This window comes from Nocardiopsis deserti (genome assembly GCF_008638355.1).
GTDB classification, from domain to species: Bacteria; Actinomycetota; Actinomycetes; order Streptosporangiales; family Streptosporangiaceae; genus Nocardiopsis; species Nocardiopsis alborubida.
This window is the reverse complement of the sequence record NZ_VWVS01000016.1, coordinates 275164-289519: the sequence shown is the minus strand read 5'-3', so window position 1 is coordinate 289519 and position 14356 is coordinate 275164. Positions and strand designations below refer to the sequence as shown.

13 protein-coding genes are annotated in these 14356 nt (G+C 70.8%); 4 read left to right on the top strand and 9 right to left on the bottom strand.

Annotated elements, in window-relative coordinates:
- Nucleotides 1–28 precede the first annotated feature (28 nt).
- Together FYW99_RS22745 and FYW99_RS22740 are read right to left on the bottom strand one after the other, a co-directional pair.
- Entirely contained in the window at nt 29–355 is a 327-nt protein-coding gene (locus FYW99_RS22745) for a hypothetical protein (protein WP_150254047.1), read from the bottom strand.
- 105 nt (nt 356–460) lie between these two features.
- On the bottom strand, nt 461–1351 hold the full coding sequence (locus FYW99_RS22740; RefSeq protein ID WP_150254046.1) for an N-acetylmuramoyl-L-alanine amidase: 891 nt from the start codon (nt 1349–1351) through the stop codon (nt 461–463).
- Between the two features lie 578 nt (nt 1352–1929).
- On the opposite strand from FYW99_RS22740, the gene FYW99_RS22735 reads away from it, so the two are divergent.
- Both FYW99_RS22735 and FYW99_RS22730 read left to right on the top strand, forming a co-directional pair.
- The gene (locus FYW99_RS22735) at nt 1930–3186 is read left to right on the top strand and encodes an LPXTG cell wall anchor domain-containing protein (protein ID WP_150254045.1); all 1257 of its coding nucleotides are present in this window, start codon (nt 1930–1932) and stop codon (nt 3184–3186) included.
- A gap of 506 nt (nt 3187–3692) precedes the next feature.
- Nucleotides 3693–5078, top strand: a complete 1386-nt coding sequence (locus tag FYW99_RS22730) for a hypothetical protein (protein ID WP_223839400.1) — start codon at nt 3693–3695, stop codon at nt 5076–5078.
- 240 nt (nt 5079–5318) lie between these two features.
- Here FYW99_RS22730 and bldC read toward each other — a convergent pair whose 3' ends face one another.
- Nucleotides 5319–5522, bottom strand: a complete 204-nt coding sequence (gene bldC / locus FYW99_RS22725) for a developmental transcriptional regulator BldC (protein WP_013155387.1) — start codon at nt 5520–5522, stop codon at nt 5319–5321.
- A gap of 704 nt (nt 5523–6226) precedes the next feature.
- Nucleotides 6227–7078 (bottom strand): hypothetical protein, encoded by an 852-nt coding sequence (locus tag FYW99_RS22720; RefSeq protein WP_150254083.1) that lies wholly within the window; start codon nt 7076–7078, stop codon nt 6227–6229.
- A 233-nt stretch (nt 7079–7311) separates the two neighbouring features.
- Between FYW99_RS22720 and FYW99_RS22715 the strand changes: the two genes are divergently transcribed.
- Nucleotides 7312–7539: a DUF3073 domain-containing protein gene (locus tag FYW99_RS22715; protein WP_013155385.1), complete on the top strand. Its 228-nt coding sequence runs from the start codon at nt 7312–7314 to the stop codon at nt 7537–7539.
- 185 nt (nt 7540–7724) lie between these two features.
- On the opposite strand, the gene purM is transcribed toward FYW99_RS22715, so the two are convergent.
- The 3 genes from purM to FYW99_RS22700 all read right to left on the bottom strand — a co-directional run bounded on the left by purM (nt 7725) and on the right by FYW99_RS22700 (nt 10875).
- Nucleotides 7725–8789 carry a phosphoribosylformylglycinamidine cyclo-ligase gene (gene purM, locus FYW99_RS22710; protein ID WP_150254043.1) on the bottom strand — a complete coding sequence of 355 codons (1065 nt, stop codon included), beginning with the start codon at nt 8787–8789 and terminating at the stop codon, nt 7725–7727.
- 103 nt (nt 8790–8892) lie between these two features.
- On the bottom strand, nt 8893–10389 hold the full coding sequence (purF, locus tag FYW99_RS22705) for an amidophosphoribosyltransferase (RefSeq protein WP_017563785.1): 1497 nt from the start codon (nt 10387–10389) through the stop codon (nt 8893–8895).
- Between the two features lie 9 nt (nt 10390–10398).
- On the bottom strand, nt 10399–10875 hold the full coding sequence (locus FYW99_RS22700; RefSeq protein ID WP_150254042.1) for a sterol carrier family protein: 477 nt from the start codon (nt 10873–10875) through the stop codon (nt 10399–10401).
- A gap of 425 nt (nt 10876–11300) precedes the next feature.
- On the opposite strand from FYW99_RS22700, the gene FYW99_RS22695 reads away from it, so the two are divergent.
- The gene (locus tag FYW99_RS22695) at nt 11301–11918 is read left to right on the top strand and encodes a DUF47 domain-containing protein (protein ID WP_150254082.1); all 618 of its coding nucleotides are present in this window, start codon (nt 11301–11303) and stop codon (nt 11916–11918) included.
- 391 nt (nt 11919–12309) lie between these two features.
- Here the strand turns inward: FYW99_RS22695 and FYW99_RS22685 are convergent, their stop codons facing one another.
- Nucleotides 12310–13275, bottom strand: coding sequence for a nucleoside hydrolase (locus FYW99_RS22685; protein WP_150254041.1), 966 nt, complete (start codon nt 13273–13275; stop codon nt 12310–12312).
- Between the two features lie 268 nt (nt 13276–13543).
- The gene (pstB, locus tag FYW99_RS22680; RefSeq protein WP_017563780.1) at nt 13544–14323 is read right to left on the bottom strand and encodes a phosphate ABC transporter ATP-binding protein PstB; all 780 of its coding nucleotides are present in this window, start codon (nt 14321–14323) and stop codon (nt 13544–13546) included.
- Between the last annotated feature and the right edge of the window lie 33 nt (nt 14324–14356).

Sequence of the window (14356 nt, the reverse complement as noted above, 5' to 3'; positions counted from 1 at the left end):
GTGCAGTTGATGAGGTTCGCAGGGCTGTTTATCCCCGGGTCGTGTGTGATTCGGCCTCGGCCAGCAGCTCCACGAGGCGGGACAGGACGTCCTTCACCTGGTGGCGGTCGTACCCGCGCAGGACCAGGTCCACCGGGGCGTCGGCCAGTTCCGCGGAGGTGATGGGGTCGGGCGCGGGTGCGGAGGGCAGGTCGACGGACCGCCCGTCCTCGTCGGTGAGGACGGGGCCGCCGGTGAGGGCGGCCAGAGTGAAGGAGGCGCGGTGGACGAGGTCGTCCACCTGGCGGCGGTCGAAGCCGCGCAGGACCACGTCGAAGCCGGGGAAGGGGAAGGGGCGCGGGGCAGGGGATGTCATGGACGCATTATGCCCATGGGTGAGTGGCCTCCGCCATAGCGGCGGGCGCTGTGGCCGGGTACGGCCGGGCGGTGGGGACGGCCGGTCGGCCGCGCCGCCCTCCCCTCATCCCCGCATGAGGTAGAGGGCCAGCCCCTGGGCGATGGCGTCGGCGGCCCGCTCCCGCCACGCGGGGTCCTCCATGAGCGCCGCGTCCTCGGGGTTGCGCATGTTGCCCGCCTCCAGGAACACCTTGGGCACGTCGGACATGTTCAACCCGCCCAGGTCGGTGCGCACGTCCAGGCCGTCATCGGCGAGGTAGTCGGCGGTGGGGACGCCGCTTCCCTCCAGGTACGCGCGGTGGATGTCCTCACCGAGCAGCTGGGAGGACTCGGTGATGTCGTCGGTGAAGCCCTCGACCTCGCCCGGCATGATCACGTGGAACCCGCGACCGGTCTCGGGGCCGCCGTCGGCGTGCAGGGACACGGCCGCGTCGGCCTCCTCCCCGTTGCCGATGCCCGCGCGCTCGTCGATGCACGGCCCGACGCCGTCGTTGTCCTCGCGGGTGAGGACGACCGTGGCGCCGTCGGCCTCCAGCCTCTCCTTGACCAGCACGGACAGTTGCCAGTTGAACTCGTGCTCGGCGTAGCCGCTCGCGGTCTCGGCGCCGACTGTGTCGCAGGCCTTCTCGTTCGGCCCGGCGGGGACCATCGCGTTGATCTCGTCGGGGGCGGACGCGTTGCCGCCGTTGTGGCCGGGGTCGATGACCACGACGCTGTCGCCGAGGGGGCCCTGACCCGCGGGCGGGCCCTCCTGCGTCCCCTCCTCGGGTGCCTCGCGGTCATCGCCGTCGGAGCCGTCCTGCGGCCCGGGGAGGGGGAGAGCGGCGGTGGGATCGCTGCCGGGGGGCGCCCCGGGCGTCGCCGAGCAGGCGACGGCGGTGAGGAGGAGGAAGGAGGCGAGTGACAGGGCGCGGGTGGCGCGGCTCCGGGGCCCTGACGGTGCGGAGACGGGCATGCCCACAACCTAGCCGCTCCGGGGACCCGGACATCGCCCCGGGCGTCCGGCAGGGGCGCGGGGGAGTGGGAGCCGGAGCGCGGGGAGGGGGACCGCGGCCTACGGGGGGACCGGCCGGGAGTGCGCCGCCCGTCACGCGGGGCGCGCGTCCGCGGGCGCGCGAAAGGCATTTCGGGGAGACGCGCTTCCTTATGGAAGACGCGGCATGCGGCGTTCGGTTTACTGGTTTCGAGAAAAACTTCCACGGGGAATTGGGATGTCGCTCAGCGTGAGCGCATCTTTCTCTGTGATCTTTTCGTGATGGGCTTCGGGGCAATTTCGGCTTTGTGGCGATGTAAGGTCGGGGTCAGGAAATCGGAAGTACTCCACGGCCCGGTTCCCGCGCCCCCTCCGTCCGGTGGTCGCGGCCGCGCCCTCCTGTTTCCGCTGGCAGTGAGCTTTCTGTGTGCTCCCGCCATCCCCCATCCGATCCTGGTTCGCGCCCTGTGCTCCCGCGACTTCCCCACAGTCAGCCGGTGGCGCGCGTATCCAGACCAGTCCGACCAGTGCGGACTGCGGCCGATCCGAAGAGGATTGACTTGAAGAACACTCGTGTTACCGCGCGCCGCATTCTCCAGGGCGGAGCGGCTTTCGCTGCTCTCGGCGCGCTCAGCATCGCCACGGCTCTTCCCGCCGCGGCCGAGACCGAGTACTACGGCTGGGCCTACGCCTCCGTCGGCAACTGGGAGGGCGTCGCCGTCAGTTACGACGGCACGACCACCAACAGCTACTCCGGATCCGTCGGCAACTGGCTGACCTTCTCCGGCACCAGCAGCGCCACGGTCGGCGATGAAGGCGTCACCGCCACGGCCACCGTGGACACCGCCCGCCTCCAGATCACCGTCTCCGACGTGGAGGAGATCGTCGAGGAGAACCTCGACGAGGAGCCTGAGGCCGCGGAGGAGACCGAAACCGAGGAGTCCCCGGCACCCCAGGACGAGGAGACCGAGCCCGGAACCGAGGAGGGCCAGCCCGAGGACGGCGGTACCGGCGGTGACGAGAACACCGGCGGCGAGGGTGCCGACGGTGGCGAGACCGGCGGCGACGAGGGCACCGGTGGCGGCGAGACCGGCGGCGACGAGGGCACCGGTGGCGGCGAGACCGACACCCCGGAGACGCCGGAGGCCGACCCGTCCCCCGAGACCGACCCCGCCACCGCCTCCGAGCCCGAGACCCTGGTCCTGGACGAGGAGAGCACCGAGCTGGTCAGCGGCTCGGACGAGATCGTCCTCGACGCCACCCTGTCCGGTGTGACCACCACGACCACCCAGAGCTGGGACGGCGAGGTCTCCCACAGCGCCGACGTCGCCGACATCTCCTACCCGGACGTCGTCACCCTCGACAGCGGCGAGCAGGTCGCCGTCGTGATCGACCTGGAGTCGTACGAGTACGTCGAGGAGTACGCCGACGAGGAGAACGGCGTCACCTGGAACGACGCCCACACCGGCTTCGCGGTGACCTTCACCGTCGACGGCGCCGAGGCCCCGTTCTACTACGTTGACCTGGCCGAGAGCCTCGCCAGCGTCGGTGCCGCCGAGATCGGCGACGGCGGTGGCGACAACGGCGGTGACGACGGCGACGACAAGCCCGCGCCGACCCACCCGGAGGACGAGACCGAGAAGAAGCCGCAGCCGGACAAGCTGGAGAACGCCGAGTCCCTGGCCCAGACCGGCAGCCCGGTCGCCGGTCTGATCGCGGCCGGTGCCGCGATCGCCGCCGGTGGCGGCCTGGCCGCGTACTTCGCGCGCCGCAAGAAGAACACCGCTGACTCCGCCGCGGAGACCAGCGAGGGCTAAGCACGCGCTTGGCGTCGGCTGAGCCGACCCGGCCCCGGGGACACGTTCCCCGGGGCCGTTCCGTTGTCCGGACCCCTCTCCCGCGCGCACGCTCCCCCGCCTGGCGGTCCTCCGCCCCGGAACCGCTCGGTTCCCTTCCAGCGTCGCTGCGCCCCCTCCCGGTCCGGCCCTCACTCCTCCCGGACCGGTTCCCGCGCCCTTGCGTCGTGCTCGGAACTTCGCGGCGGCGGCCTCCGTTGACCGGTGGTCGGCGCCCGCGTACCGGCCGACCGGCCCACGGTGGACGGTTTCCGTTTTGTGATCCAGAGGTTAGGCTCGCGGTAGGGCGCCCGCACACACCGCCCGACACAGAGTCACCTTCCCGGGGCGGGAAGGCCCCGACACGATCCGCCCCGCACACCGCGACCGGCCGTCTCAGACCGGCCGGGCTACCCTGTCCGCCGTCCGCGGCGGGCACGGGCCGACCCCAGGGTCGGACATCCCCCGCATACAACAGGAGTGTTGTGGTGTCTCCCGCCAAGCTGACCGCGCGCCGCCTCGTCCGCGGCGGCGTCCTGTTCGTCGCTCTCGGAGTGTTCGGCGCCGTGCCCGCGCTCCCCGCCTCCGCCGACCAGCTCGTCTGGGGCAACGCGCAGGCCTGGGTGGCCGACGGCGACGTGGTCACCGGTTACTCCACCGCCACCGGCTTCGGCGGCGAGACCGAGGGGAGCGCCGCGGCCGAGGACCTCTTCGGGCCGATGGCCGCCTACCTGGAGATCGACGGCGAGAGCCACACCGTGGTCGACGCCGACAGCGCGCGAGCCGCCTCCACCGTGCGGACCGCGTCCTTCCGGATGGAGGTCGCCGACCTCGCCGCCCACGGACTGATCGACGTGCCGCCGGAGGTGGACCTGCCCGAGCCCTCCGTGCCGCCGTCCCCCTCCCCGGAGGCCGAACCGTCCTCGGAGGACACCCCCTTCCGGGACCAGCCCTCCTCGGACGGCACCGGCGGCGACGGCGAGGACGGCACGGGCGAAGGCACGGATTCCGGAGCGGACGACAGGACTCCCTCGGGCGGGGACTCCGCCGACGGGGACGCCGCGGACGAGGGCTCCGCGGGCGGCGGGGACACCACCGCGGACACCGGCGACCAGGGCGCTGCCCAGGCGAGCGAGGAACCCTCCGACGCACCCCAGCGCGAACCGCAGGAGGGCGCGTCCCCCAGCCCCTCCAGCTCTTCCAGCCCCTCCCCGAGCGCGGCCGAGGACGTGCTCCTCCTCGACGGGGCTTCCGCCGAGACGGTGTCCGCCGACGGCAACGCCGTGGAGTTCACCCTCGCGGACGTGACCGCCACGGCCACCGCCGGGTACGACGGCGTGACCGAGACGACCTTTGCGCACGGTGACCTGACCGCGTTCGGCGTCTCCGCCGGGCCGCTGGGCAAGAACGCGGACGGGACCGTCGTGGAGGAGGTCCTGGAGGTGTTCGACGAGGACGGCGACGTGGCCCTGGAGGTGCCCGTCCGCATCCGCTTCGAGGCCAACGAGACCACCTTCCAGGACCAGGACGAGGACTGGGACGGACGGGGGATCCGCAGCTGGATGACCGTGTGGGTGCAGGTGGGCGAGGTCGGCCAGGAGAGGGGCTTCGCGGTGGACTTCGCCGACGCGTGGGCGCTCGGATCCACCTACGCCGCCACCACCCCGCCCTCCCCGGGCGACAAGGGCGACCCGGAGGAGGAGTCGCCGCGGCCGGAGGAGGCCGCCGGGGACGACAACCGCCTGGCGACCACGGGCAGTTCGCTCGCCGCGCTGATCACCGCCGCGGTGGTGGCGGTCGGCGGCGGCGCGGCCGCGACCTTCCTGGCCCGCAACCGCACCACCGCCATGGACGACCGGATCGAGGACTTCTAGCCGGTGCCTCCGGGGCCCGCCGCCCGGCTTCGTCGCGTGCCCGGGCCTCCGGGTGCCCGGACGCGGTCCCCGCGCGGATGTCCCGTCCGGCGGGGACTCCCGGGCTCGGCGCCCCCCAGTGCCCGGACACGCGGAAGGCGGGCCTCCTGTGGGAAGACCCGCCCTCGACCCTCGTCAGCCGCTGTCAGCGGCCGGAGCCCGTCCGGCCGTTCCCCCCGGAACCGGCACAGACAGGGGAGATCACTCCGTACGCTGGCTGGGGATTCCGGCCAGCAGGGCGCGGACTTCGGTCTCGCGGTAGCGGCGGTGTCCGCCCAAGGTGCGGATCGAGGTCAGCTTGCCCGCCTTCGCCCAGCGTGTCACGGTCTTGGGGTCCACACGGAACATGGTGGCAACCTCGGCGGGGGTCAACAGGGGCTCCGCCTCGGGCGTGCGAGTTGACATGTGTACGGCCTCTCCTCCTGGATCTGTGTGCCGATCCTTGAGCCTTAATCCTGGCACTTGGCCCGGATGTCCAATATTCCCTCTAGGTCTATATTGGCATCACCCGAGGTGATTGTACGACCACTCCAAGCAACTTTGCACGTGGGAGGCCAAAGAAAGCCGCCCGTGGCCGCGTCACGCTAAGTGATTCTAGCGACACGTTTAGTGGCATGTGGCGTATTCGGTCAAAACTTCGTTCTCCGGCCTCGTTTTTCTCGATGCGGAGTACCCGAAGTGCTACGGCTGCCTGACCGAAACCCGGCTCCGTGGAGCGTGGTGGAGTCCCGGGCCCTCGGTGCGTGGTTCGCGTGCGGGGGAGGAGGCGGACCGGCGGGGGAGGGGCGCCGCGTGCTTCGGCTGGCGGTCGGGCCGCGCGGATTCCCCGCGTGGCAAGGGTTTCCTGATTACTGACAGTGCGCTCTGTGATCGGTTGGCTACAGTCTATGCCGATCCCTATCGGGCGTTATGCCCAGTTTCACGACTCTTGATGTCGTGCGCGGACGACGTCCGGGCTCGCACCCTTGTCACATGCGAAAAGATCGCGGAGGAAGGGAGAGAAACCTGGTGTACCAGGTTGGTAACCGGCGTGGCGCGCACGTGTTCGCCCTCCCGGATAACGACAGAAGGCAGCGGGTGCCCACGAAAACCTGGCGACACCGTAACCCTCAGTTGGCGTGCTCCAGTGCGCGTACCGACCTCCAGCGCCGGGTGAGCCTCTCGCGCAGCTCCACCACGCGTCGGCCGTCCCCCGTCGCCAGGGCCTCGATCGCCCCCGCCACCTCCGCCACCGAGTGGTCCTCGCCGAGGTGGTCGTCGCTGAGGAGGTGCGGCAGCCCGCCGTAGTCCAGCTCCAGCAGCGAGTCGGGGTGCGCGGTCAGCGACAGCCAGTCCGTCAGCTGCTCGGTGGCGGCCGACACCGCGTGCTCGCCGATGTGCTCCCGCAGCACCGCCGCCGTCTGCTCCAGCCGCCTCAGTGCCAGCGAGGTCCGCGTCAGGTACAGCAGGGTCCGGGTGGAGTTCGCCGACAGCACCAGGCACCGCTCCTGGGCCTCGAAGGGCACGAACCACGGGATCGGCACGGTCCAGTTGCTCGACAGGATGCCCGGCCGCACCAGCGCGCCCGAGTCCCGCCACGCGCGGTAGCCCTCCTCGGCCCGCTCCGCCTCGGTCAGGGGCACGAACGCCGTGCTCAGCCCCACCGGCATCGTGCCCGTGAACTCGGTGAAGGCCCGCCACGAGCGCAGCCGGGTCTGCCAGGGGCAGACGTACAGCCGCTCGTTCACCCGCCGCAGGTAGGCGTTGCGGCTCTCCTCCGTCGGCGCCACCACCGGGGGTGTGGCCACCAGGCGGCCCAGGCTCTCGGCGTGCTCCGCCGCCAGCGCGTTGATCCGCCGGGGCCGGTCGGGCGAGGCCGCGTACTCCTCCCAGTAACCGCGGTCGTACGGAGAGAAGGAGTCGATCGGCTGGTAGACGCGGAGATAGGCGGTGTAGGGCAGCACGAACGCATCGTGGCACATATCGTTGCCTGTGGCACTCACCACGGGTAGCCTCTGCGGCCGCCGTTACGTGCGCTCACCACATCCGTCACACCCGGGTGGCGTAGGCACGACGGGGGCCGACCAGGTACGGTTGTATGTGTACGTAAGCTGGCGCCTGTCGTCAGTCGCGTTTGACGGCCGTCAGCCCGATAGTGCGGGTTTGTAAGTGATCTGGGGTTCGTCGGAACCCAATCGTTGAGGGGGTCGAGCCAATGGGGCGCGGCCGAGCCAAGGCCAAGCAGCAGAAGGTCGCCCGGAAGCTCAAGTACAGCTCCGGCGGGACCGACCTTGAGCGGCTGCGGTCAGAGCTGGGTGTCGCTGAGGACGAGGGGTCTCCCTCCGGGCCGTCGGGTCCGGATGATTCCTACGCGGATTCTCACGACGACCTGGTCGACCGTTACGCGGATCTTGCCGACAAGTACTCGGACTCGGACAAGTAGTTCCCGGTAGGACTGGTTCCCGGTAGGACCGGTACCCGGCAGACCGGGGCTTTCAGGTCGCTCGGACAACAACCGCTGACCTGTGGCGGTCGCGGCTCCCGCACCCGGGAGCCGTAGCGGACAGGTGGATATAGCCGGTGCGAACCACTGTGGTGGTTCGCACCGGCTATGTTCGCGTCCGTTCCTCACGCGCCGCGGTACTCCCCGGTCAGGACGGCCCGTCCTGAACCGGCCGTCACCGTGCCCAGCCGCCAGGCCGGGACGCCGCGGTCGGACAGTACCCGCAGGGCGCGTTCGGCGTCCTCCGCCGCGACGATCGCCGCCATGCCCACGCCCATGTTGAACGTGGCCTCCATGTCCTCCCGGCCCACGCCTCCCTTGTCGGCCAGGTAGCCGAACACGGGGGCGGGCGCCCAGGTGGAGCGGTCCAGCTCCGCGTCCAGGTGGCCGGGCAGGGAGCGCGACAGGTTGGCCGCCAGTCCGCCGCCGGTGATGTGCGCGTAGGCGTGCACCTCCACGGCCCCGGTCAGCGCCACGCAGTCCTTGGCGTACACCCGGGTCGGGGTGAGCAGCACCTCGCCCAGTACCCCGCCCAGCTCCGGGACGTGCGCGAACAGGTCCAGGTCCGCCCGGTCCACGACGCTGCGGATGAGCGAGTAGCCGTTGGAGTGCGGACCCGACGAGCCCATCGCGATGACGGCGTCGCCCTCGCGGACCCGGTCCTGGCCGAGGATCGCGTCGCCCTCCACCACGCCGGTGCCCGCACCGGCCAGGTCGTACTCGTCCGGTTCCATGGCGCCCGGGTGCTCGGCGGTCTCCCCGCCGACCAGCGCGCAGCCCGCCTGGTGGCAGCCCTCGGCGATGCCGCCGACGATCTCCGCGATGCGCTCGGGCACCACCGCGCCGCAGGCGACGTAGTCGGTCATGAACAGGGGCTCGGCCCCGCTGACCACGAGGTCGTCGACGACCATCGCCACCAGGTCGATGCCGATCGTGTCGTGCCGGTCCATCTGCTGGGCGAGCATCACCTTGGTGCCCACACCGTCGGTGGAGGTCGCCAGGACCGGGTCCCTGTACTTGTTCGTGTCGAGCCGGAACAGGCCCGCGAAGCCGCTGGCATCGGTCACCTGCTCGGGCCTGCGGGTGCGCGCCACGTGGCGCTTCATCAGGTCGACGGCGCGCTCGCCGGCGGCGATGTCCACCCCGGCGGCCGCGTACGCGCCCGACGTCCCCGTGCTTTCGGCTGCCACGCCAGTTCTCCTCGTGCTGTGTCGCTGTGGTGGTGCGGTCCCCGCCTCCCCTCCCAGGGCACGGCGGAGCCGCCGCACGGGCCCGTGCGGACCCGGCGGCGGGTTACTTGTCGCTGGTGGCCAGCGTCGATCCCTCGGGCGTGCCGCAGGACTTCTCCAGCAGGTACTTGCCCCGGGCGTCGTCGCGCACCTCGATCGGGTACACGCCGTCGAAACAGGCCCGGCACAGGTTGTCCTTGGGCACCTCCGACGCGGCGATGAGCTCGTCGAGGTCCACGTAGGCCAGGGAGTCGGCGTTGACCGAGGCGGCGATCTCGTCCACGGACATGTTCGCCGCGATGAGCTCGGCGCGCGTGGCGAAGTCGATGCCGTAGTAGCAGGGCCACAGCACGGGCGGGCTGGAGATGCGCACGTGCACCTCGGCGGCGCCCGCGTCGCGCAGCATCCGCACCAGGGCCCGCTGGGTGTTGCCGCGCACGATGGAGTCGTCCACGACCACCAGGCGGCGGCCCTCGATGACGTCGCGCAGCGGGTTGAGCTTGAGCCGGATGCCCAGCTGGCGCAGGGTCTGGCTCGGCTGGATGAAGGTGCGCCCCACGTAGGAGTTCTTCACCAGGCCCTGGGCGAAGGGGATGCCGCTGGCCTCGGCGTAGCCGACTGCGGCGGGCGTGCCGGACTCGGGCACCGGGATGACCAGGTCGGCGTCCACCGGGTGCTCCCGGGCCAGGCGGCGGCCCACCTCCACGCGGGTGGAGTTGACGTTGCGGCCCGCGATGGTGGTGTCGGGGCGGGCCAGGTAGACGTACTCGAACAGGCAGCCCTTGGGCCGGGCGGGCGCGAAGCGCCGGGAGCGGACCCCGCGCTCGTCGATGGTGAGGAGCTCACCGGGCTCGATCTCGCGCACGACCTTGGCGCCCACGATGTCCAGGGCGGCGGTCTCGCTGGCGACGACCCAGCCGCCCGCGCCGGAGGTCTCTCCCAGGCGACCCAGCACGAACGGGCGGATTCCCTGGGGGTCGCGCGCCGCGTACAGGGTGTCCTCGTCCATGAACACCAGCGAGAAGGCTCCCCTGACCTGCGGGAGCAGTTCGAGGGCGGCGTCCTCCACGGAGCTGCCGCTCCTGGCCCGCTCGGCCAGCAGGTTGGTGAGGACCTCGGTGTCGGTGGTGGCCCCCCGGCGCGTGTCGGGCAGCATCGCCGCCAGTTCCGGGGTGTTGATCAGGTTGCCGTTGTGGCCGAGCGCCAGACCCCCCTCGCGCGCCGTGTAGAAGGTCGGTTGTGCGTTCTCCCACACCGGCGACCCGGTGGTGGAGTAACGGCAGTGACCGATCGCGAGGTGACCGCGCAGGGAGTCCAGGGTCGCCTCGTTGAAGACCTGGGAGACGAGTCCCATGTCCTTGTAGACGACGATCCGTTCCCCGTCGCTCAACGCGATGCCCGCGGACTCCTGTCCGCGGTGTTGCAGAGCGTAGAGGCCGAAGTAGGTGAGCTTGCTGACTTCTTCGCCGGGCGCCCAGACCCCGAAGACACCGCAGGCGTCCTGCGGGCCGCGTTCGAGCGGATCGAGATCCATGGTGAGCCGGCCGTCGGAGTACGACACACCCACAGCTTAGTGCCTGGCTGCCGGCCGGGCACCACCCGGGGGAGGTACCGGCCACAGGGGCAGGTGCCCGGACAGGTCGGAGCGCACGCCGCTGGCCCGCACCAGGTGCTCGGACACCGCCCGTTCCCAGGGGGTGCGGCCGGTGGCCACGCGCAGCCAGGTGAGAGGGTCGGTCTCGACGACACCCGGCGGGGTGCCGCGGGTGTGGCGGGGGCCCTCGACGGCCTGTACGGCGCCGTACGGCGGTACGCGCACCTCCAGGCTGTGACCGGGAGCACGGTCCGCGAGTACCGCCAGGGAGCCCCGCACGGCGGCCTTGAGGGCCGCGCGCACGGGCTCCTCGGCGCGCAGCACGGCCTCGGCGCAGGCGGCGACGGCGGCCTCGTCGTCCCCCTCGAAGGGGGCCTCTCCCAGTTCGGAGAGCTGTTCGTCCAGGGACGCGCGGAGGCGCCGCACGGCGCTCGCGTTCAGGGCGGAAGGCATGGAGGTGAGCCTACGGGCCCCGACCTGGGGCACGGCCGGGTGATCGGGTGGATGAACGGAGGGGGTACTTGTTATTGCGGGCAAATAGACCGAAGGTGGACATCGAAGAATGCCGGCGGAACTGTCCACCGGTCTCCGCTCGATTGGGTGATTCCTGTCTCAGCGTGACGCTGGCCAGTGGGAGCAGGACACGGTAGCGTCCCGAACCGTCCCGGTGTTGTCGAGATTGGGAGGATTGCGATGGACCCCGCACCCCCAGGGTGTTCCACGCGGTGGCACCGTCAGATGAATAAGCGGTGACTAAGTCCGTGCCAGCCCAACCCCTCGGCGCCGGTCCGGCGCCGCCCAGCCCGGCCGCGCCGGACCAACTGGCCGACGCGCTTAACATCCACCGAGGAACACCACCGCACCATCGGGAGAACGACGTGCGCCTGCGCTTGCGCCCGCGTGATGACAGTTACTACGAGATGTTCACCGACTCGGCGAACAACCTGGTCATCGCGGCCCGCCTGCTGGTGGAGCTGATGAGTGACGGAGCCGACCGCGAGGCCATCACCGAGAAGATGCGTGCCTGTGAGCACGCGGGTGACGACGCCACCCACGCGATCATGCGACGCCTCAACAAGAGCTCGGGGACACCCATCCACCGGGAGGACATCTACCGCCTGGCCTCGAACCTGGACGATGTGATGGATTCCATGGAGGCCGCCGTCGACCTCATCGGCCTGTACGGTCTGGATCGCCTCCCCAAGGGGATCATCGACCAGATCGAGGTGCTGGAGCGCGCCGCCGAGCTGACCGCCGAGGCGATGCCCCGCCTGCGCACGCTGGAGGACCTGACCCGGTACTGGATCGAGATCAACCAGCTGGAGAACCAGGCCGACCGCATCTACCGCAAGCTCCTCGCCCGCCTGTTCAGCGGGGAGTACGACGCCCTGACCGTCCTCAAGCTCAAGGACGTCATCGAGGAGCTGGAGACCGCCGCGGACGCGTTCGAGCACGTCGCGAACACGGTGGAGACCATCGTCGTCAAGAACGGCTGAGGCCGCCCCGCCCCCTGGACCCGCCCGGTGGGGACCAACGGCGGGCGGAGGCGTACGCCTCCCGCCCGCCGAGGAACTCCGGAGCCCCCTGGGGCGTCCCGCCGCCCTCCTCAGCCGGGTGTCCCCCGGCCCCCGCCGCCCGCCTGGCCTCGGCTGAGTCGCGAGCTCGGGTCTTGCGGAACACGGTCAGCACGATGGTGCGTCGTTCCCCGGTGGGCTGGCCGGAACCGTTGCCGGTGTGACACAAGGGTTGTGACCTGCGTTGATCTTGTACTTGTAGCCGATGCCGGCGCTCGAACCCCGCTATAGGTACAAGATCACGGCGGACGGAACGGGTCGATGACCCTCTCCGGTCATCGCAGAAGGTGTCCGGAAGCCGGGAGAGCGGGGTCTACAGGCCGGTGATCTCCCGGTTCGGGACGGTGCGCCGGGACAGCACACCGGCGAGGAGGTCGAAGAACCCGTCGGCGTCGATCTCCTCGACCACCGTCGCGTTCGCCTCCAGGCCGTGCACGCCCCAGGACATGGCCGAGTAGCCGCGGGTGAGCTCCCCGGCGGTCTCCACGTCCACGTGGTACCGCGCGGAGCGGCGCACCAGCTCCGGGTGGAGCAGCACCGCGGCGGTCAGGGAGTCGGGGTGGGTGGTGCCGTCGATGCCCACCCTGCGGTCGAACTCCAGCGTCGCCGCGCACACGCGCCCGAAGAAGTCCGACAGCGGGGTGCCGAGGGCGGCGAGGGCGTCCAGCCGCTCCTGGCCGAACACCGCCTGGCGCAGCGTCAGCGGGTCCCAGGGGACCACGGTGATCTCGAAGCCCGCCGCGAACACGGCCTTGGCCGACTCCGGGTCCACGTAGAAGTTGAACTCCGCGGCGGCGGTGATGTTGCCGCGGCCGTTGTTGGACCCGCCCATGACGTAGAGGGCGCCGACGTTGCGGGCGAAGTCGGGGTCCTTGGCGGCCGCCATCGCGATGTTGGTCAGCGGCCCGATCGCGACGACCGACAGCTCGCCGGGGTTCTCCGCGGCCAGCCGGACCAGGGCGTCCACCGCGTGCTCGCGCTCGGTCTCCAGCCCCGAGACGTCCATGGACAGGCCCCCCGACCCGTCGCCGTGCACGTTCTCCGCGCTCACCCACGGGCGCACGAGCGGACGGCGGCAGCCCAGGTGCACGGGTACCCCGCCCAGGCGACCGGCCACGCTGAGGGTGAGGAAGGCGTTGCGCACCTGCTGGTCGAAGCCGACGTTCCCCGCGACCATGGTGATGGCCCGCAGGTCCGCCTCGGGGTCCAGCAGCCCGATGAGGAGGGCCACGCAGTCGTCCTGCGCGGTGTCGGTGTCGATCACCAGGGGTGTGGTCACGCCTGTCCTCGTGTTCTCTCGTCCGCGCGGGTCTCCTGCGCTCACCCGGCCGTTGGTCGTCTCTGGTCGGAGGGGTGAGGGGGGCCGTTTGGTCGAACCGGCCACCGGATCACCGGTCGTCCCCGGTCAGAGGGACGACAACAGCGGCTCAGCCGAACCGACCACCGGATCACCGGTCGTCCCCGGTCAGAGGGACGACAACAGCGGCTCAGCCGAACCGACCACCGGATCACCGGTCGTCCCCGGTCAGAGGGACGACAACAGCGGCTCAGCCGAACCGACCGGTGATATAGTTCTCGGTCTCCTTCTTCTCCGGCCGGGTGAACATCTGGTTCGTCTCGCCCATCTCGATGAGCTTGCCCGGCTTGCCCGGAGCCGACAGGTTGAAGAACGCCGTCCGGTCGGACACACGCGCGGCCTGCTGCATGTTGTGCGTCACGATGACGATCGTGTAGTTCTCCTTGAGCTGGTGGATGAGGTCCTCGATCGCCAGGGTCGAGATCGGGTCCAGCGCCGAGCACGGCTCGTCCATCAGCAGCACCGACGGCTTGACCGCCGTGGCGCGGGCGATGCACAGCCGCTGCTGCTGGCCGCCCGAGAGGCCCGAACCGGGCTTGTTCAGCCGGTCCTTGACCTCCTCCCACAGGTTGGCGCCGCGCAGCGAACCCTCCACCAGCTCGTCCGCCTCGGACTTGCTCATCCGCCGGTTGTTGAGCCGGGCGCCGGCGATGACGTTGTCGTAGATCGACATCGTCGGGAACGGGTTGGCCTTCTGGAAGACCATCCCGACCTCGCTGCGCACCATGACCGGGTCCACGTCGGGCCCGTAGATGTCCAGGTCGTCCAGGAGAACCTTGCCCTGGACGCGGGCTCCCTGGGTCACCTCGTGCATCCGGTTGAGGGTCCGCAGGAAGGTGGACTTGCCGCAGCCCGACGATCCGATGAACGCCGTCACCGACCGCGGCTCGATGGTCATCGACACGTCCTCCACGGCCTTGAAGTCGCCGTAGTAGACGTGGAGACCGGAGACGTCGATACGTTTCGCCACTGGAAGTTCCTCGTGAATCTGCTCCGCGCGCGG